Here is a 20957-nt window from a genome sequence, read left to right as displayed (position 1 = left end):
GAAAATTAAATTGAGTATAGCAATTGTAACAGATAGTACAGCTTATTTATCTGACGAAGAAATAAATAAATATAACATAAACGTAATTCCAATAAATGTTATTTTTGGTTCAGACGTTTATGAAGAAGGCGTAAACTTAACTAATAAAGAATTCTATAAAAAAATGGAAGATAGTGCTAATTTACCAAGTACATCTCAACCAGCAACCGGTAAATTGATTGAAATGTATGATAAATTAGCAGATGAAGGTTATTCAACAGTTATTAGTATACATTTAACCGACACCATTTCTGGATTTTATAAACAAGTTGAATCTATTTCAACAATGACAAATAACATTAAAATAATTCCGTTTAATTCCGGATTAACAGTAAGACCAATGGCAGATTTAGCAATTTATGCTGCAAAATTAGTTAAAGAAAAATATTCAGAAGATGAAATTATAAATAAATTAATTAATTTCAGAAAAACAATTGATGAATTATTTATTGTTGATGACTTAAATAATTTAGTTAAGGGTGGTAGATTATCTAATGCATCAGCATTTGTAGGTAATCTATTAAATATAAAACCAATTTTAACATTCGATGCTGAAACAAATAAAATTGTAGCAATTGACAAAGTAAGATCTAAAAAAAGAGCATTTAAATATCTTGAAAATAAATTCAAAGAAGATCTTACTAATGCGAATTATCCAATTAAAGCAACTGTTATAGATGGAAATGCCACTGAGGAAGCTGATAAGTGGAAAGAAAAATTAGAAATTGATTTTCCTGATGTAGAATTTTATAGAAGTTATATTGGTCCAGTAATTGGAACTCATTTAGGATCAGGTGCAATCGCATTAAGTTGGACAAAAGATTTTGAAAAATAAAAAGCTATAGTAATATAGCTTTTTATTTTGTTTTTATATAAATTAATAAAAAAAATAGAGGACATAAACAAAACTGATTAAAATATTCCTACTTTACATAATATATATTATGCGAAGCTTAACTAAATTTATAAAATGCTACAATTTCTATTTTTTTCAGCAGATTTCGATCCATTTTTTTTATAAAATTTTCTAACTTTAATATATTTATCTATAACTAAAACTTTTTGTCTAATATTTTTTTATTTATTCATACTAATTCATTTTCATTCCATGCTTATATTAAACAAATTTATAAAAAACAAGTTTCTTTTGTCAAAATTTCCATATTATCAGTATATAAATTCCAATCAAAACTTGTTTTATTATAAATTATCATAATAGTTATACATCTCCTAAATCAGTTTTAATTTAGTTATACATTATTTATTATCAAACGTTGTCAAAAAATAAAAAAGCTGATTTTCAAATCAGCTTTTTATTTTTTTGCTTCCAATATCAGTTCTAAAAGAATATTGATTAGTATCAACGGTTTCAGTTAAAACCTGGTTTACTTTATTTTGAGCATTAATTAATTGTTCATCTTCAGTAACAACCATTAAAACTCTTCCACCATAACTTTTTATTTCATCAGATTGCTCTTTTACACCTGAATAAACAACCATTTCATTTTTATCAAACTTAGGTAATTTTAAATAATTGGAATATTGTTTAGGATATCCTTTAGATGCAACTACTGATCCTAAATAATATTTATGATTAGTCCAATTTAATTTAACCCTTTTATTATTTAATAAGTCAATTATTGATTTACCAAAATCACTCTTTAATTGTGGCAAAATAACTTGCGTTTCAGGATCTCCCATTCGAACATTAAATTCAATGACTTTTAATTCATTATCATTAGTTTTAATCAAGCCAGCATATAAAAATCCTTTAAATGGATTTCCTTTAATCTTAAATTGATTAATAATTGGCTTTATAATTTCATTAATTGCATTATATTTTAATGTTTCATTAACACCAGGAACTGGACTATAAGCTCCCATACCGCCTGTATTTGGCCCCTTATCATTATTTAATAGTCTTTTATGATCTTGAGCAAATGGCATTGGAACAATTTCATCATCATTAATCATTGTTATGAAGGATAATTCTTCACCAACTAAATATTCTTCAATAACTAATTCAGTTTGATTAGGTAATTTAAACAAATCATTAATTGCTTTTATTGCTGCTTCTTTATCTTCAGCAATAACTACACCTTTTCCAGAAGCTAATCCATTAGCCTTAATAACAATCGGAAAAATACATTTATTAATATAAGCAAATGCTTTTTCTATATTATTAAAACTTTCATATTCTGCAGTTTTAACTTTTGCATCTTTCATTAATTGTTTGGCAAAAACTTTTGAACTTTCCAATTGAGCAGCATATTTATTAGGCCCCCAAATTAAAAGTTTATTTTGTTCAAAAAAATCTACAATTCCTTCTGATAATGGCTTTTCTGGTCCAACAATTGTTAAATCAATTTTATTATCTTTAGCAAAAATAATTAAGTTAGAAAAATCTAATTCATTAATATCAACAGTTTCAACATTTGAAGCAATTTTATTCATCATAATGTTTCCTGGAGCCACATAAACTAAGGAATCTTTTTCTTCACTTAATTTTTGTGCAATTGCATATTCTCTTCCACCTGAACCAATTAAAAGATATTTATTCATAAGTTAATAACTCCTATTAATGTTTAAAATGACGATTTTTACTAAATAGCATTGTAATTCCTAATTCATTGGCTTTATCAATTGAATCTTGATCTTTAATACTTCCACCCGGTTCTACAATTGCCTTAATTCCATTTTTAGCTGCAAATTCAACACAATCATTCATTGGGAAAAATGCATCTGATGCTAAAACAACATTTTCATAGTTGTCTTTTGATTTTGCTTTATCAATTGCAATTTTAACGGAATCAATTCGATTCATTTGTCCTGCACCAATTCCTAGTGTTTGGTTATCAGAAGTTATAACGATTGCATTACTTTTAACGTTTTTAACAACATTTTGACCAAATTGCAAGGCTTCTAATTGTTGTTTAGTTGGTTGTTTTTCAGTAACTACTTCAAAATTATGATAATCTTCTTCAACTGTATCTCTATTTTGAATTAACATACCACCTAATACACTAACTTCATCGTGTTTTTTAGGATTAATTTTATCAAAATCTAATGTAATTAAACGAATATTTTTCTTTTTAGCTAATACATCATAAGCTTCATCAGTAAATTCAGGAGCAATAACAATTTCTAAGAATATTTCATGCATTTTATTAGCTGTTTCTAAATCAACAGTTTGATTTGCAGCAATAATTCCACCAAAAATTGAAATAGGATCTGATTCATAAGCTAAATTCCAAGCAGTTAATAAATTATCAGCAATTCCAATTCCACATGGATTCATATGTTTTAAAGCAACAATTGCGTGTTTGTCCTTAAAGTCAGAAATGATACGAAGTGCTGCATCGGCATCTCTAATATTGTTGTAAGATAATTCTTTTCCATGTAATTGTTTAGCATCTGATAGAGAATATTTTTCAGAAATTGCTTGTGTATAATAAGCAGCATTTTGATGACTGTTTTCTCCATAACGCATGTTTTGTGCTTTTTCAAAAGTCATTGTTAATTTTTCAGGATATTCTTCAGTTGTAAGATATTCAGCAATTAATGCATCATAAGCTGCTGTGAAACGAAATACTTTAGCTGCTAATGATCTTTTAAATTCAACATTTAATGTATTATTATCAATTCGATCAATAACTTCACTATAGTCACTTTTATCAGTTAAAACTGTAACATCTTGATAATTTTTAGCTGCTGCTCTTAGCATTGAAGGACCACCAATATCAATGTTTTCAATGATTTCTTCATCACTCACGCCTTCTTTTTGAACTGTTTCTTTAAATGGATATAAATTAACACAAACTAGATCAATTACATCAATGTTTTCTTCTTTTAATTGTTGCATATGTACTTTATTATCACGTTTAGCTAAGATTCCACCGTGAATTCTTGGATGTAATGTTTTTACACGTCCATCTAACATTTCTTTGAAATTAGTAATTTTTTCAATTGAAGTAACTTCAACGCCTTCATCTTGTAATTTTCTTAATGTTCCACCAGTTGAAATAATACGATAATCTCTTTTAATTAAGTCCTTAGCAAATTCAGTAATTCCATCTTTATCATAAACACTAATTAATGCAGTTTTTGTCATTTTATAAAACTCCTCTTTGTAATAAATTTAAAATAGTTTTTGGATATAATTGATGTTCTGCTTCATGTACTCTTGTTTCTAAATCATCTAATGTATCATCTGGATATATTTTTACTTCTGCTTGCGCAATAATTTCACCAGTATCAATTCCGGCATCAACAAAATGAATTGTTACACCAGTTTTATCTACTTTAGCATTATAAGCATCTAAAATTCCTTGTTTACCTTGAAACTGAGGTAATAATGCTGGATGAATATTAATTATTTTTTGTGGAAATTTATCTAAAAGAGTTTCACCGATTATTTTCATGTATCCAGCAAGAATAATTGCACTAATATTCAATTCATTTAATTTATGCAAAATTAATTTTTCACGATCAATTTTTGTTATTCCTTTACCGGATTTAGTAATAAATACTGGCACATGATATTTTTCAGCTCTTTTAATTACATATGCATCTGGATTGTCGCTAACCACTAATAAAACATTCATTGGTAAATCAGCTTGCATTAAAGATTCGAAATTAGTTCCATTACCAGATGCAAAAATTGCTATGTTTGGTTTTGTATTATTTAAATTCGACCTTTTTTCCATTTGAATTATTAACAACCTTTCCGATTTCATAATAATCTTCCTTATTTAAATCAAATAGATTAGTAACTTCTTGATAATTATCTTGATTAATTACTAAAATCATTCCAATTCCTTGATTAAATACTTGATCAACATCAGCTTGTGTTAAATCACCATATTTCTTTAAAACATTAAAAATTTCTGGAACTTTCCATTGGTCTCGGTTAATTTCAGCGGTTAGATTACTTGGAATACTTCTTGATAAATTATCTTCAATTCCACCACCAGTAATATGAGCAATTGAACTTACTAAATCACGTTCAATCAATGGATAAACAGTTTTAAAATAAAGTTTAGTTGGTTCTAATAAACTATCAATTAATGATTGATTTAAATCATCATATTTTTTATTAAAATCTAATTGAGCATCTTCAATAATTTTTCTAACTAATGAGTAACCATTTGAATGAACTCCACTTGAAGGTAATCCAATTAAATAATCACCTTCAGATACTCGATCAGCACCAATTAAGCGATCTTTTTCTGCTACTCCAACTGCAAATCCACTTAAATCATAATCATCTGATTGATAAATTCCAGGCATTTCAGCCATTTCACCACCAATTAAAGATAAATGTGAATCTTTGCAACCTTCAACAATTCCAGAAATAATCTCTTTAATCTTATCTGGCTTTAAATTGCCAACTCCAAGATAATCTAAAAAGAATAGTGGCTTAGCACCTTGCGCTAAAATATCATTTGCACACATTGCTACTAAATCAATTCCGATTTTATCGTTAATATTATTTTCAATTGCTAATAATAATTTGGTTCCAACTCCATCAGTACTTGAAATTAATACTGGATTATCAAAAGTTTGATTAATTTCACTTAAACTATACTCAGATCCAAATCCACCAATTCCAGAAATTACATTTTTATCATAAGTAGATTCAACCATTTTGGAGATACTTAAAACAGCTTTTGAGCCATTTTGAATATCTACTCCAGCTTCTTCATATTTATTTGCCAAATTATAACCCTCGCATTATACGTTTATTTTTTCTAATTCTTGATGTAATTGAGCTTCATAATCATACAATTTAGTTGGATATTTACCATCAAAGTATGCTGTACATAAACCTGAAAATTCATTATCTGAATTTAAATTAATTGATTGTTTTAATCCGTCAACACTTAGATATTCTAATGAATCTGCACCAATTTCTTGTCTAATTTCATCAACTGTTTTATTAGCTCCAATTAATTCATTAGTTGTTTGAATATCTACTCCGTAAAAACAAGGATATTTTAAAACTGGAGAAGCAATTCTAACATGTATTGATTTTGCACCAGCATCTCGTAATAATTTAACGATAAATCTACTAGTGGTTCCTCTAACAATTGAATCATCAACTAAAACAACATCTTTTCCTTCAACCACTGGTCTTACAACAGATAGTTTCATTGAAACACCACGTTCACGTTTCTTTTGTGTTGGTTCAATAAAAGTTCTTGCAATGTATTGGTTTTTAATCATACCCATATCATATGGAATACCACTACTTTTTGCATAACCTAAAGCTGCTGATAATGATGAGTTTGGAACTCCTAATACTACATCGGCATTAACTGGATGTTCTTTTGCTAAATTAGATCCCATTTCTTTACGAGCTTCATGAACACTAACTCCACGAATTACAGAATCAGAACTAGCAAAGTAAACATACTCTAATGAACAAACTGATAATTTTGTTTTGGCTGTATAAAAACAACTTTTCAATTGATTATTTTCAATATAAACAATTTCACCAGGTTCAACGTCTCGAATATAAGTTGAATGAACTTGATTTAATGCACATGTTTCACTACAAAATACATAACTTCCATCATCTTTTTGACCAATTACTAAAGGTCTAAAGCCATTAGGATCTAATGCTGCAAACATTTGGTCTTTTGTCATTAAAATAAATGCGAATCCACCTCTTAATTTTTGTAATGAACTTTTTATTTTTTCAATAAAAGTATTTTCATTACTTTTTTCAATCAATCTTCCTAGAATTTCGCTATCAGAATCAGAAACAAACTCAACATTTTGATTAAGTAATTCTTTTTTTAAAGTTTTAGCATTAGTTAAATTACCATTGTGAGCTAAAGAAAAATCTAGATTCGGTAATTGAAAATTAAATGGTTGAATATTATTTAATCCATGACTTCCAGCCGTTGCATATCTTAAATGTCCAATTGCTGAAGTTCCAGTTAAATCATCTAAAATAGTAGTATCTTTAAAGATACTAGAAAGTAATCCTAATCCTTTATAGGTATGTCTTTCATCACCATCAAAAGATACAATTCCTGCTCCTTCTTGACCTCGATGTTGCAAGCTATGAAGTCCTTCATAAGTTAACTTAGCAGCTTCATTTGAATTAAAAATCCCAAAGATTCCACATTCTTCATTTAATCCTTTTACTTCATCAAGCATGTTAATCCTTCTTCCCAAGATTTTTTTAAATCCATCATATTTCCAAGTAACTTACCATCACTAAGTTCTAAGTCAACCAATTCAATATCATTAGTTTTTCCAATTAAGTTAGCACTATTTTTCATGATTGCTTCAAATTCACTTTGCTTAGCTGAATCAATACTAATCAAAAATCTTGATTGTGTTTCTGAAAATAATTGTTTTTTAGTTAAATCAACTTGTCCTTTAAATCCTAATTCATTTTTTTGAAGTAATTCAGTTAAAGCGACTCCTAGTCCACCTTCACTTAAATCATGAACACTTTTAACTAAGGATTTTTTAATTACATCTTTAACTAATTCTTGATTATTAATTTCTTGATTTACATCAAAATGATTTAATTCACCAGTAATCTTATTAACTAACATTTTTTGAATTTCAGAACCACTATAGTCATCAAAAGTATCACCAATTAAGTAAACTAGTTCATCTGATCCTTTTGCGTCTTGAGTTATAATATTTTTATTATCTTCAATTAATCCAACCATTCCAATCATTGGAGTAGGTTTAATTGAGTGGTCATCTGTTTCATTATAAAGTGATACATTTCCACCAATTACTGGAGCATCAATTTTTTGACAAACATCAGAAATACCTTTGACTGATTCTTCTAGTTCAAAATAACTTTCACTATTATCTGGATTACCAAAATTTAGACAATTAGTAATTCCAATTGGAGTACCACCACTAGCAATAATATTTCTAGCAGCTTCTGCTACTGCAATTTGGCCACCTTGATATGGATCTAAGTAAACATAATTTGAATTACAATCAGTTGTCATTGCTAATGCTTTTTTAGTTCCACGAATTCTAACTACTGCAGCATCACTACCTGAATCAACTACTGTATTAGTTTGTACTCTTGAATCATATTGTTGGTAAACACTCTTTTTAGATGAAATAGTTGGTTGAGATAATAAATTATTTAATGTTTCATAAGGATTTTCTACTTCAAAATCAAAACTAGTATCTGGATTAATCAATCTTTCTGGTTTGACTAATTCATGAGTATAAGTTGGTACATCATCAACTAAAGATCTTGTTGGAATATCACAAACAACTTGATCATTCATTGTTAAACAATATTGACTGTTTTCATTAACTTTTCCAATAATTACAGCTTCTAAATTGTATTTTTTAAATACATCTAAAATGTTTTGTTCTGCACCATCTTTAACACATAACAACATTCTTTCTTGTGATTCAGAAAGCATAATTTCATATGGTGACATACCGAGTTCCCTTTGTGGAACTAGATCTAAATTAATTTTAATTCCACTATTATCTTTTGCTGCCATTTCAGCAGAAGATGAAACTAGTCCAGCAGCACCCATGTCTTGAATTCCAACTAAATCATCTGAAAAATCACGATTAATTTCTAAACATGCATCTACTAATAATTTTTCCATGAAGGGATCACCAACTTGAACAGCTGAACGATCATTATCTTCATTTTCACTAAATTGGCTTGAAGCAAATGAAGCACCATTAATTCCATCACGACCAGTTTTAGCACCTACGTAAATGATTGAATTATTATTTCCAGTAGCTTTTCCTTGCTTGATATCAGCTTGATTCATTAAACCAATACACATAACATTTACTAGTGGATTCCCATTATATGAATCATCAAATTCAATTTCACCACCAACAGTTGGAATCCCAATACAATTACCATATCCAGCAATTCCAGCGACTACTTTGTTAAGTAAGTATTTATTTTTAGTATTAGTTAAACTACCAAAACGGAGACTATCTAAACTAGCAATTGGTTTAGCACCCATTGAAAAAATATCTCTAATAATTCCACCAACACCAGTTGCTGCACCTTCATATGGTTCTACAAAGCTGGGATGATTATGACTTTCAGCTTTGAAGACAATAGCTTGATCATCACCAATATCTAAAACTCCAGCACCTTCACCTGGACCTTGAATTACTCTTGATCCATCAGTCCAAAATTTCTTTAAAACTGGTTTTGAATTCTTATAAGAACAATGTTCACTCCACATTCCAGAATATAATCCAATTTCAGTGTAATTAGGTAGTCGATTTAATAATTTTTTGGAAATAATATCATACTCTTCTTGAGTTAATCCCATATCAAGATAAAGCTTTTTGGTTTTAATATCTTCAGGAGAATATTTCATTTTTTCTTCAATCATTTTATGACCTCACTATTAGTATTTTTTAGAGATTGGAATAAAGTTAATCCATCAATCCCTCCAAGAATTGTTTCAACTGCACGTTCTGGATGAGGCATCATACCTAAAATATTGCCTTCTTTATTAGTAATGCCCGCAATATCATTAACACTTCCATTAGGATTATCTTCATAACGGAATACAATTTGATGATTACTTTCAAGTTCTTTTAAAGTTTCTTCATCACAATAATAATTACCTTCACCATGAGCAATTGGCATTTTTACAATTTGATTTTTTTTAAATTTATTTGAAAAAATTGTTTGATTATTTTCAACTTTTAAATTTTGCCATTTAGAAATGAATTCTGGTTGTTCATTAACCATTAATGATCCTGGTAATAAATTTGATTCCGTTAAAATTTGAAATCCATTACAAATTCCAATAATTATTTTTCCTTCTTTAGCAATTTTTTTAACTGCTTGCATTGCAGAAGCTAAACTTCCAATTGCACCACTTCTTAAATAATCACCATAAGAAAATCCGCCTGGAATTAAAATAACGTCAAATTCATCCAAATTAGTCTCATCTGATGAAATCATTTTACATGATTCATTTAGCTCATCTTTAATTGCATAATACAAATCCCAGTCACAGTTTGACCCTGGAAAACTAATAATTCCAAAATTCATCTTTATACCTCTTCTAGTGAAAATTTATAACTTTCCATATTTTGATTTACGAGTAATTCTTTACAAATTGAATTTGTAATTTGATCAGCCTTTTCTTGATTATCAGCATCAATTTTTACTTCAAAATAACTTCCTTGCTTAACATCATCAATTTTTTTGAAATCTAAATTTTGCAAAGCATTTTTAATGGTTTCTCCTTGTGGATCTAAAATTGAAGCTTTTTTAGTAACGATTACTTTAGCTAAATACATATTTAATTACTCCTATAAAATAATTTCTTGTTTTAATTTATCTAGAATGATTTGATAGCCTTTCATTATATCTCCAGTTTGCTTTCTAAAAATATCTTTATCTAAAGACTCTTTAGTATTTTTAGTTATAATTCGACAAGAATCTGGTGAAATTTCATCAGCTAGAATGATTTGATGATCTTTGTCAAATCCAAATTCTAATTTAAAATCAACTAAAATTAAATTCATTTTATCGAATAAATCAGACATAATTTGATTTACTTTTAAGGCGTTTTCTTTAATCTCTTTAATTTCATTAGCATTAATAATATCTAGAGCTTCTGCATCATCTTCATTAATAAAAGGATCATGTAATTCATCATTTTTCCAAAACATTTCAACGACTGGTTTTTTTAAATTATCTAAATAATTTAGTGCAAATCTTTTTTGAAAATGACCTGCAGCGTAATTTCTCACCACAATTTCTAGTGGAATCATATTAACTCTTTTATTTAATTGATCTGTATCTGAAATTTGTTCTATAAAATGATTTTCAATTCCTTGTTGTTTTAAATATGAAAATATCAGGCTAGAAATTTCATTATTCATTTTTCCCTTATTATTAATAACTTCATTTCTTTCACCATCACCTGCAGTAGTGTGGTCAGTATAGTGAACCTTTAAAATATTTGGATTATCAGTTTCAAATAACTCTTTGGTTTTTCCTGATGCTACTAATGAACTCATTGAAATCTCCTTAATGATTTAATTTATTTACATCGTTTAATAAGTTTTCGATATTATTTCCTAATAACGTAATATGTCCCATTTTTCGAGCTGGTTTAATTTTATCTTTACCATAATCATGAAAATGCCAATTTGGTTTATTAGGTAATTCATTTCTTGCATTAACTAAATCTTCCCCTAATAAATTAACCATTAATGACTTGTTATTTAACACAATATCTGGAATATCTATATTACAGATACTACGAATATGTGCTTCAAATTGTGAGATATTACATGCTTCGATTGTATAATGCCCTGAATTATGCGGTCTTGGAGCTAATTCATTAACAACTAAGCTTCCATTATCTAAAAGGAAAAACTCAATCCCAAGAATTCCAATTAAATCTAACCGTTCAGCAATTTTTTTAGCAATATCTGTCGCATCTTTGATAACTTTATTGTCGACTCGTGCGGGTACGATACTCTTATGTAAAATATGATTTTTATGAATGTTTTCAGATAGTGGAAATGTATGAATCTTTCCATCTGTATTTCTAACAACCATCATTGAAACTTCTTTTTGGAATTTCTTCTTTTCTTCTAAAATCCATTCACCAGAATCAAATTTCTTTTTTATCTCTATTAAATCTTTTTCATTATTAATATCATATTGAGCGTGTCCATCATATCCACCCTCAGTTGATTTTAAAATTGATTGATAACCAATTTTAGCTACCCCATTTACTAAATCATCAATATTATTGATTGCTTGAAAATTAACGACTGGGATTTGATTATCCCTTAGAAAAAATTTTTCTTTAATTCGATTACTAGTAATTTCTAATTCATTAATTTTTTGTGGAATAAAAACATCATTTTTAATTTTTTTAATTAAGTCTTGATCAACATTTTCAAATTCATAAGTTAGAATATCTACTTTTTTAGCAAATTGTTTAACTGCATTTTCATCATCATAATCAGAAATAATTTGAAAATCTGATACCTGTCCAGCTGGTGAATTTTCTGTTGGATCTAAAATTCCCACTTTATATCCCATCTGCTTAGCAGAAAAAGCCATCATTTGTCCTAATTGTCCACCACCTAAAATTCCAATGGTAGCTGGAGGCAAAATTGCGTCATTATAACTTTTCATTTGTATTAACCGCCTCATCATGTTGTTTTTCTTTAAAACTTAAAATTTTATGAGTTAATTTTTCATCATTAATTGCTAAAATTTCAGCAGCTGAAATTCCTGCATTTTTAGCTCCAGCTGTTCCAATTGCAACAGTATTGACTGGAACTCCAAATGGCATTTGAACAATTGATAATAATGAATCTACACCATTTAATGCTTTTGTTTGAATTGGAACACCAATAACTGGTAATGAAGTATTGGCAGATATCATACCTGGAAGATGAGCTGCTCCACCAGCGCCTGCTATAATAACATCGAAATGTTCGCTTTTTGCGTTATTAGCAAATTCTGTTAATTCTAATGGCATTCTATGTGCTGAAATAACTTTCTTTTCATATGGTATTTCAAATGAATCTAAAATGCTCGCGGTTTCTTTCATGACAGGCCAGTCTGAAATAGATCCCATTACAATTGCTACTTTCAAATTAAACACCTTCCTCTTAATTGTTGAATCAAGCATAACAATAAAAAATTCAATCGTCAACAAAATAACGAAATATTTTGTAATTTAATTTCTTTAATGTTCGTGTTTGATGTTTTTATAAAAAAGGAACTCTAAAAAGAGTTCCTTTAATTCCATTTATTTTGTTTAAAAGTTTCTCTTCCACCAGCTTCTTCCATTTTATAACGCATTGGATCTTTTTTATAAAAATCTTGATGTTCTTCTTCTGCTGGATAAAAAGGTTTTACATCCTCAATTTTTGTAACAATTGGATCATCAAATCGACTAGTATCCTGCAGATGCTTTTTTGATTTTTCTGCAATATCTCTTTGTTCAGGACTATTAACAAAAATAACCGGACGATAATTATCACCACGATCTTGGAATTGGCCCATAGCATCAGTTGGATCAGTTTGACGCCAATAAATTTCGACTAATTCTTCATATGAAATGATTTCAGGATCAAAAGTTATTTTAACTGCTTCTGTATGCCCTGTTGTATGAGATGATACTTGCTCGTAGGTTGGATTTTCAACATGTCCACCTGTATAACCTGATATAACAGATTTAATTCCTGGTTGTTGGTCAAATGGTTCTACCATACACCAAAAACAACCGCCTGCAAAAATTGCACTATCCTCAGTTATCATAATTTAAATCTCCTTTTATTCCACAATATTTTTATATTTACCAAATCCAGCTTCATCCATTTTATCTAAAGGTATAAATTTTAGAGCTGCAGAATTAATACAATATCTTAATCCGCCCATTTCTTTTGGACCATCATTAAAAACATGACCCAAATGAGAATCAGCGTCGGAACTTCTAACTTCTTGTCTAGTCATTCCGTGTGAAGTATCCTTATTTTCATTAACCATTGTTTCATCAATTGGCTTAGAAAAGGATGGCCAACCACAACCTGCATCAAATTTAGCTGATGAACTGAATAATGGTTTATTACTTACAATATCAACATAGATTCCTTTTTCATAAAAATCATCATATTCTCCTGAAAATGGTTTTTCTGTAGCAGATTCTTGAGTAACTGAATATTGCTCTGAAGTTAATTTTTGTTTTAAATCATCTTTTTTGTATTCACTCATAACAAAACCTCACTTATAATTTATTAGTTACTAATACTACTACATTTAAATTCATTTTCAACCATTAATTTAATAAAAAAAGATACTCATTTGAGTATCTTAATTCATTATATCTGTTAATGGAGGAACTACTTGTTTTTTACGAGAAACAACGCCAGGTAAGTCCATCATGTCATTTTCATCTAAAGATTTATTAAATGCTTTTTCAACTGATTCTTTAGGTTCGCCAACCACAATTAATTTTGAATCACTATCTAAAACATTTGTTGCAATTAATAAGAATAAGTCAGAACTATTCTTATCATTGTCACTCTTCATTGCAACTTTTAAATCATTAGCACGTTTAGTAATATCAGTTAAATCAACAACATTAACTTGACCGATTGTAACTTTTTTACTTCCTAAATTAAATGATTTAGCATCACCTAAAATAATGTCAGAATCTGATTTTGATTCAACATTAGTTCCAGCCTTAAGCATTTGAATTCCATATTCTTGTAAATCATCAATTTTTGAAATTTTTACTAATTCATTAAGTGCATCTTCATCATATTTAGTTGTTGTTGGAGATTTTAATAATAATGTATCGGAAATAATAGCTGATGCCATCATTCCAGCTAATTCAGCGGGTATTTCTATACCAAATCGGTTAAATTCTTCATATAAAATTGTACTTGTGCATCCATATGGTTTAGCTAAATAAAATAACGGAACACTTGTATCGAAATTACTAATACGATGATGATCTACCACATGAGTAACTTCTAACTTATCAATATCAGAAATACTTTGTTGAGGTTCATTATGATCAACTAACATTACTTGATTAACTTCATTACTTCCAGTTTCAACAATTCTAGGTGCTTTTTCATTAAAATAATCTAAAACAAATTTTGTTTCATCATTCATTTCACCTAAAGCAACAGCTTCTACATCATATCCTTTTTTATTTTGTAAATAAGCATAAGCTTTAGCAGCAACAATTGCATCTGTATCTGGTACTTTATGTCCAAAAACTAATTCTTTAGTCATTGATTAAATCTCCTTATTTGATTCTTTTTTTAGTAAACGATAAGGTCTTGCATTAAGATCAATATCTTTAATAGTTCTTCCATTACTTAATCTATCAGAAATACTCATATTTTCAAAGTCAATTTTAATTTCTTGATCATTGATATCTCTAACAAATATTTCTTGATTTTCATTTATTTTTATTGCATCTTCTACTAAATTTTTTCTTGATTTTAATTCTTTAAGACATTTAATTCCTTTTCGAGCTCTTCCCGTTGTCGGAATATCAGTAATTTTTATCTTTTTAAAATTACCATTATCAAATAGAATTCCAATTATATCATTTTCGGAATTAATTTGAATTGAACTTTGAACTTCATCATCATCTGATAAATTAATAGATTTAACTCCAGTCGATTTAGCCCCGCTAATTGAAACCTCTTCAAGTGAAAAGTTAATCCCATAGCCTAATTTAGTTATTATAAATATTTGATTTAATTTATCTGGAAGATAATCAATACTTACAACATTAGCATTATCTTTTTTTAATTTTTCATAAGTAAAAGCTTTGGATTTATAATTTCTACCAGGCAAAAGTTTATTAAAATCAACTAATTTTATAAATCCATCAGTTGTTGTAACACAAAATTTACCAGTTTCTTCTAAACTATTAAAAACAAATGAATTAATAATTTCCTCTTCATCATCTAATCCAATACTTTGAGAAATATGCTCACCCATATCTTTCCATTTTACATCTTTAATTTCATGTACTGGTCGATAGATTACATTCCCTTTATTAGTGAACATATATAAATGATCTCTAGTATTTACTTTATTCATTAAAATTGGATAATCTTCGTCTTTCAAAATACCTTCAAAGTTTTCAGAGGCTTTATAAGATCTTAAACTACTTCTTTTAAGATAACCATCATGAGAAACTAGTAACATAACGTCTTCATCAGCTACTGTAATTTCTTCACTTATTTTTAAGTCTTCAATCTTATCTTCAATAATTGTTCTTCTATCATTACGATAATTTTTTGAAATTTGAGTTAATTCCTTTTTAATTACTTTATCTAATTCTGACTTACTATCTAATATTTTTCTATATGAAATAATGCTTGAATTTAAGTTATCATTTTCAGTCTTTAATTCAGTAACATCAGTATTAGTTAATCGATAAAGTTGTAAAGAAACAATCGCTTCTGATTGTTTTTCAGAAAAATCAAATTCATTAATTAAATTATCTCGTGCATTTTTTTTATTTTCACTTGCTCTGATAACTTTAATCACTTGATCTAATATTGATAATGCTTTAATTAATCCTTCAACAATATGTTGTCTTTCTTGAGCTTTTTTTAAATTAAATTTAGTTCTATTGGTTACAACTTCACGTTGATAATTTAAATAGGCAGAAAGAATTGATTTTAAGCTCATTCTTTCCGGACGCATATTATTAATTGCCACTACATTAAAATTGTATGAAATCTGTAAATCAGTATTTTTAAATAAATATTTTAAAATACCCTCTGCATTGACATCTTTCTTTAATTCGATTGCAATTCTTAATCCTTCTCGGTCACTTTCATCTCTAACTTCTGCGATTCCATCGATTTTTTTATTAATTCTAATTTCATCAATTTGTTTAACTAAGATTGATTTATTTACTTCATAAGGAATTTCATCAATTGCAATTTGTTGATGATTTCCCCTTAAATCTTCAATCTTAGTTTTAGATCTAACAACAATTTTACCTTTCCCATTTTTATAGGCTTCTTTAATACCATCAATTCCTTGAATAATACCACCAGTTGGAAAATCAGGTCCTTTAATAAATTGCATTAAATCATCTAAAGATGCATCTTCATGTTTCTGTAAATAAATAACTGCATCAATTACTTCTCCTAAATTATGAGGAGGAATATCAGTAGCATATCCAGCTGAAATTCCAGTTGATCCATTTACTAATAAATTTGGAAAACGAGCTGGTAATACAACCGGCTCATATTCAGTATCATCAAAATTTAAAATCCAATCAACTGTACCTTTATCAATATCAGCTAACATTTCATCAGAAATTTTACTTAATCTAGCCTCTGTATAACGCATCGCAGCTGGAGGGTCTCCATCCATTGATCCATTATTACCATGCATTTCAATTAATGGTTCTCTTAATTTCCAATCTTGAGACATACGATTCATTGCTTCATAAATTGAACTATCACCATGGGGATGATAATTTCCCATTACATTCCCAACTGATTTAGCAGATTTTCTAAAACTTTTACTATGAGTATTTCCATCAACATTCATAGCAAATAAAATTCTTCTTTGAACTGGTTTTAATCCATCTCTAACATCAGGAAGTGCACGCTCTTGAATAATTGACTTAGAATATCGGCTAAATCTTTCACTCATTACGTCTTCAAGGGGTAAGTTTTCAATTATTTGTCCCTTTGACATAAAAAATCACCTCTTATTTATTTTGATTGGTATTATCTAGAATACTTCCATCTTCTTCTAAATTAAACTGTACATTATTTTCTATCCAGTCTCTTCTAGGGTCAACCTTATTTCCCATTAATGTAGTTACTCTCTTTTCTGCTAAACTAACATCATCAATATTTACTCGGATTAAAGTTCTATTTTCAGGATCCATAGTAGTTTCCCATAATTGTTCAGCATTCATTTCACCAAGACCTTTAAATCTTTGCAATGTATACCCTTTACCTAACTCTTTAACCTTTTGATCCATTTCATCATTAGTCCAAGCATATTCAATTTTGGTTTTACTTCCTTTACCTTTTTGAATTTTATAAAGAGGTGGTAATGCTATATAAACTTTTCCAGCTTCAATCATTGGTCTCATATACTTATAGAAAAAGGTCAACAATAAGATTTGAATATGAGCTCCATCGTCATCGGCATCTGTCATAATAATTATCTTATCGTAATTTGTATCTTCGATATTAAAATCAGTTCCTACTCCAGCACCGACCGTATAAATAATTGTACTAATTTCTTCATTCTTTAAAATATCTGGTAACTTAGCTCGTTCAGTATTTAAGACTTTCCCTCTTAAAGGTAAAATGGCTTGATGCTTACGATCACGACCTTGTTTAGCTGATCCACCTGCAGAATCACCTTCGACTAAAAAGAGTTCATTTTGCTTATGATCTTTTGATTGAGCAGGAGTTAATTTACCAGACAATAAACGATCTTTTTTCTTTCTCTTTTTACCGTTACGACTTTCTTCACGAGCTTTTTTTGCAGCTTCTCTAGCATTTTTTGCTTTCAATGCTTTTTGCACAATCATTTTTGCAAAATCACCATTTTCCAGAAGGTAATACATTAATTGCTCAGAAATAACTGCATCAACATCTGATCTTGCCTCAGGTGTTCCTAATTTTTCTTTTGTTTGGCCTTCAAATTGTAATAATTCTTCCGGAATTTTTAGAGAAATAACAGATGTTAATCCTTCTCTAAAGTCTGTTCCATCAAGATTTTTATCTTTATCTTTTAATAGCCCAACTTTCCTAGCATATTCATTAAAAGTTTTGGTTAATCCACTCTTAAATCCCGCTTCATGGGAACCACCATCTTTTGTTCGAACATTATTAACAAAAGAAATTGTATTTTCAGTATAACCATCATTATATTGAGCAGCTACTTCAACTTCGATACCATCTTTAGAACTATCAAAGTACATGATATTTCCTAAATTTGTTTTACCTTCATTCAAATATTCAACAAATTCTTTAATTCCATCTTCGTATAAAAATTCTTCAGACTTTTCTTTTCCATCTCTTTCATCTGTTAAAGTAATTTTTACACCTTTTAATAAGAAAGCTGATTCCTTTAATCTTTCAGCTAAAATATTATAATTATAAACAACGGAAGTAAAAATAGTTTCATCTGGTTTAAAAGTTATTGAAGTTCCATCGTGTTTACTAGTTTTACCCAAGTTATTAAGCGTTCCAACTGGTTTACCACCATCAATAAATTGTTCTTCATATTTTACTTTATTACGATAAATTTGAACAACAAGTTTTGATGAAAGTGCATTAACAACACTTGATCCAACTCCATGTAATCCACCAGATGTTTTATAACCACCTTGTCCAAATTTACCCCCAGCATGTAAAACTGTCAAAATAACTTCAGGTGTTGGCTTCCCTGAAGCATGCATTCCAACCGGCATTCCTCTACCTTGATCAGAAACAGTTATACTATTATCTTTGTGAATAATTACATTAATTTCTTTTCCGTAACCTGCTAATGATTCATCAACAGCATTATCAACTATTTCATATACTAAATGGTGTAGTCCTTTAGAATCAGTCGACCCAATATACATTCCAGGCCTTTTTCTTACTGCCTCTAATCCTTGTAAAACTTGAATCGAGGAATCATCATAAATATTATTTTCATTCGTCATTAGGATTAACTCCTTCTTTATTATCGTCTTTTAATCATAAACCATTTATCATTGTTTGCAAACTAGACCAACTAATAGTTTAGTTAATATTTAATTATTAAATGTTTATTTAACTAATAAATGGTGCTAAAATTAGTCGTTGTTAATTATTTACTTTACGGAGGAACGTATGATAAAAATCATATCATTACTAATAATTGCTTATTTAATTGGTTCAATACCTAGTGGTATTCAAATTGGTAAAATTTTCTTTCATATTAATGTTAGAGATTATGGATCAGGAAATATCGGTACAACTAACATTTATAGAACTTTAGGTCCCTATGCTGGAACAGCTGTATTAATTATTGATCTTGCAAAAGGAGCAATTGCAACAGCATTGCCTTTAATTTTTGGAATAAATTCAATTAATCCTTTACTTTTTGGTCTTATGGCCGTTCTTGGACATACATTTTCTATTTTTGATCATTTTAAAGGTGGAAAAGCAGTTGCTACTAGTGCTGGAATGTTAATTGTTTATAATCTACCATTCTTTTTTCTTGCTGTTTTTGTTTTACTTTTATGTATAACAATTACTAGTATGGTTAGTTTTGGTAGTATTCTTGGATTTATTATTATTGCAATTGCATCACTTATTATTCACGATAATATATTAAGCATTGTTGCTATAATATTAACCTTTTTTGTTATATATAAACATAAAGATAATATTAAAAGAATTTTAACCGGGAAAGAGAACCTTGTTCCTTTTGGAATCTATTATTTAATTAAAAAGAATAAGCAATAATAAAAGAGTGCTAATCAAATTAGTACTCTTTTTATTATAAAATTTCTATTTTAAAATTAGACTCAAATAATTCATTCTTATCTAAAATATTTATTCCTACTTTTTCAGTTAATTGTTTATTAGAATCAACATTATCTGCAATTCCCCACCATGGTTCAATACATACAAAAGGTGATTCTTTAGGATACATAGACCAAATGCCCAAGTATCGATGATTATAAGAATGTAAAATAATTCCATGACTGTTTTTAGAATTAGTTAATGAAATTTCATAATCTTGATTAATTCCACTATCTAAAATAAATGCATCATCTTTAAAAAGTGATCTTTTAACTTTTAAACTATCTTTATCGTCAAATTTTACTGGTTGGTTAAGTTCGCTTAAACCATCTTTTAATAAAATACGATTTAAATTATTTTTTGATGAAAATTTTATTTCATAATCATCAAAGTTTTCATTTTCGATTGGAACATTAAATCCTGGATGAGCCCCAATTGAGAAATACATCTTATTTGATCCAAGATTTTTGACTTTATAATTAACATCAATTTCATTATTAATTAATTCATATTTAATCAATAATTTGAAATCAAATGGATAAATTAATTTAGTATCAGCATTTGAATCTAATTCAAAAATAATTTTATTATCATCAATTTCATTTATTTCAAATTTTGAATCTCTAGCAAAGCCATGCTGTCCCATTGAATATTTATTGTTTTCATATTCAAATTCATTGTCTTTTAGTTTACCTACAATTGGAAATAAATTGGGCGCTTGACGTTTCCAAAAGTTATCATTTCCTTGCCACAAATATTCTAATTGATTATTTTTATTTTTAATCGATGTTAGCTGAGCTCCATTTTCATCAAGTTCTAAACTAATAAATTTATTTTCTAATTTTCTTTTCAAATAAAACACCACCTAACGTATTTAT

General features: G+C 28.3%; 19 protein-coding genes. 2 read left to right on the top strand and 17 right to left on the bottom strand.

Annotated features, from left to right (window positions below):
• Window positions 1-10: 10 nt before the first annotated feature.
• On the top strand, window positions 11-874 hold the full coding sequence (locus tag GSH19_RS02585; protein ID WP_237026354.1) for a DegV family protein: 864 nt from the start codon (window positions 11-13) through the stop codon (window positions 872-874).
• 470 nt (window positions 875-1344) lie between these two features.
• On the opposite strand, the gene purD is transcribed toward GSH19_RS02585, so the two are convergent.
• The 16 genes from purD to parE all read right to left on the bottom strand — a co-directional run bounded on the left by purD (window position 1345) and on the right by parE (window position 19232).
• The gene (purD, locus tag GSH19_RS02580; protein WP_237026353.1) at window positions 1345-2601 is read right to left on the bottom strand and encodes a phosphoribosylamine--glycine ligase; all 1257 of its coding nucleotides are present in this window, start codon (window positions 2599-2601) and stop codon (window positions 1345-1347) included.
• A gap of 16 nt (window positions 2602-2617) precedes the next feature.
• Window positions 2618-4150, bottom strand: a complete 1533-nt coding sequence (purH, locus tag GSH19_RS02575; RefSeq protein WP_237026352.1) for a bifunctional phosphoribosylaminoimidazolecarboxamide formyltransferase/IMP cyclohydrolase — start codon at window positions 4148-4150, stop codon at window positions 2618-2620.
• A 1-nt stretch (window position 4151) separates the two neighbouring features.
• The gene (gene purN / locus GSH19_RS02570) at window positions 4152-4745 is read right to left on the bottom strand and encodes a phosphoribosylglycinamide formyltransferase (protein ID WP_237026351.1); all 594 of its coding nucleotides are present in this window, start codon (window positions 4743-4745) and stop codon (window positions 4152-4154) included.
• The gene (purM, locus tag GSH19_RS02565; RefSeq protein WP_237026350.1) at window positions 4720-5757 is read right to left on the bottom strand and encodes a phosphoribosylformylglycinamidine cyclo-ligase; all 1038 of its coding nucleotides are present in this window, start codon (window positions 5755-5757) and stop codon (window positions 4720-4722) included. The genes purN and purM overlap by 26 nt, the downstream gene beginning before the upstream one ends.
• Before the next feature lie 15 nt (window positions 5758-5772).
• Window positions 5773-7206: an amidophosphoribosyltransferase gene (gene purF, locus GSH19_RS02560; RefSeq protein ID WP_237026349.1), complete on the bottom strand. Its 1434-nt coding sequence runs from the start codon at window positions 7204-7206 to the stop codon at window positions 5773-5775.
• The gene (gene purL / locus GSH19_RS02555; protein WP_255700236.1) at window positions 7191-9410 is read right to left on the bottom strand and encodes a phosphoribosylformylglycinamidine synthase subunit PurL; all 2220 of its coding nucleotides are present in this window, start codon (window positions 9408-9410) and stop codon (window positions 7191-7193) included. Before purL ends, purF begins: the two co-directional genes overlap by 16 nt.
• A complete protein-coding gene (gene purQ / locus GSH19_RS02550) occupies window positions 9407-10081 on the bottom strand; it encodes a phosphoribosylformylglycinamidine synthase subunit PurQ (protein WP_237026348.1) in 675 nt (224 codons plus the stop codon). The genes purL and purQ overlap by 4 nt, the downstream gene beginning before the upstream one ends.
• Before the next feature lie 2 nt (window positions 10082-10083).
• Window positions 10084-10332: a phosphoribosylformylglycinamidine synthase subunit PurS gene (gene purS / locus GSH19_RS02545; protein ID WP_237026347.1), complete on the bottom strand. Its 249-nt coding sequence runs from the start codon at window positions 10330-10332 to the stop codon at window positions 10084-10086.
• Window positions 10333-10344: 12 nt separating this feature from the next.
• Window positions 10345-11058, bottom strand: coding sequence for a phosphoribosylaminoimidazolesuccinocarboxamide synthase (gene purC, locus GSH19_RS02540; protein ID WP_237026346.1), 714 nt, complete (start codon window positions 11056-11058; stop codon window positions 10345-10347).
• Between the two features lie 10 nt (window positions 11059-11068).
• The gene (gene purK, locus GSH19_RS02535; protein WP_237026345.1) at window positions 11069-12193 is read right to left on the bottom strand and encodes a 5-(carboxyamino)imidazole ribonucleotide synthase; all 1125 of its coding nucleotides are present in this window, start codon (window positions 12191-12193) and stop codon (window positions 11069-11071) included.
• Complete coding sequence (gene purE, locus GSH19_RS02530; RefSeq protein ID WP_237026658.1) at window positions 12180-12695, bottom strand: 5-(carboxyamino)imidazole ribonucleotide mutase; 516 nt, start codon at window positions 12693-12695, stop codon at window positions 12180-12182. The genes purK and purE overlap by 14 nt, the downstream gene beginning before the upstream one ends.
• 110 nt (window positions 12696-12805) lie before the next feature.
• A complete protein-coding gene (msrA, locus tag GSH19_RS02525) occupies window positions 12806-13327 on the bottom strand; it encodes a peptide-methionine (S)-S-oxide reductase MsrA (protein ID WP_237026344.1) in 522 nt (173 codons plus the stop codon).
• Between the two features lie 15 nt (window positions 13328-13342).
• Window positions 13343-13780 carry a peptide-methionine (R)-S-oxide reductase MsrB gene (gene msrB / locus GSH19_RS02520; RefSeq protein WP_237026343.1) on the bottom strand — a complete coding sequence of 146 codons (438 nt, stop codon included), beginning with the start codon at window positions 13778-13780 and terminating at the stop codon, window positions 13343-13345.
• Window positions 13781-13879: 99 nt separating this feature from the next.
• Window positions 13880-14812, bottom strand: a complete 933-nt coding sequence (locus GSH19_RS02515; RefSeq protein ID WP_237026342.1) for a manganese-dependent inorganic pyrophosphatase — start codon at window positions 14810-14812, stop codon at window positions 13880-13882.
• A gap of 3 nt (window positions 14813-14815) precedes the next feature.
• Window positions 14816-17257, bottom strand: coding sequence for a DNA topoisomerase IV subunit A (gene parC, locus GSH19_RS02510; RefSeq protein ID WP_237026341.1), 2442 nt, complete (start codon window positions 17255-17257; stop codon window positions 14816-14818).
• Between the two features lie 13 nt (window positions 17258-17270).
• Complete coding sequence (gene parE, locus GSH19_RS02505; protein ID WP_237026340.1) at window positions 17271-19232, bottom strand: DNA topoisomerase IV subunit B; 1962 nt, start codon at window positions 19230-19232, stop codon at window positions 17271-17273.
• 169 nt (window positions 19233-19401) lie between these two features.
• Here parE and plsY point away from each other — a divergent pair, with 169 nt between their 5' ends.
• The gene (gene plsY, locus GSH19_RS02500) at window positions 19402-20019 is read left to right on the top strand and encodes a glycerol-3-phosphate 1-O-acyltransferase PlsY (RefSeq protein WP_237026339.1); all 618 of its coding nucleotides are present in this window, start codon (window positions 19402-19404) and stop codon (window positions 20017-20019) included.
• Between the two features lie 34 nt (window positions 20020-20053).
• Here the strand turns inward: plsY and GSH19_RS02495 are convergent, their stop codons facing one another.
• Complete coding sequence (locus GSH19_RS02495; RefSeq protein WP_237026338.1) at window positions 20054-20932, bottom strand: aldose 1-epimerase family protein; 879 nt, start codon at window positions 20930-20932, stop codon at window positions 20054-20056.
• Between the last annotated feature and the right edge of the window lie 25 nt (window positions 20933-20957).

The organism is Lactobacillus sp. S2-2, from assembly GCF_021698855.1.
Lineage (GTDB): Bacteria > Bacillota > Bacilli > Lactobacillales > Lactobacillaceae > Fructilactobacillus.
This window is presented reverse-complemented; position numbering and strand designations above follow the sequence as displayed.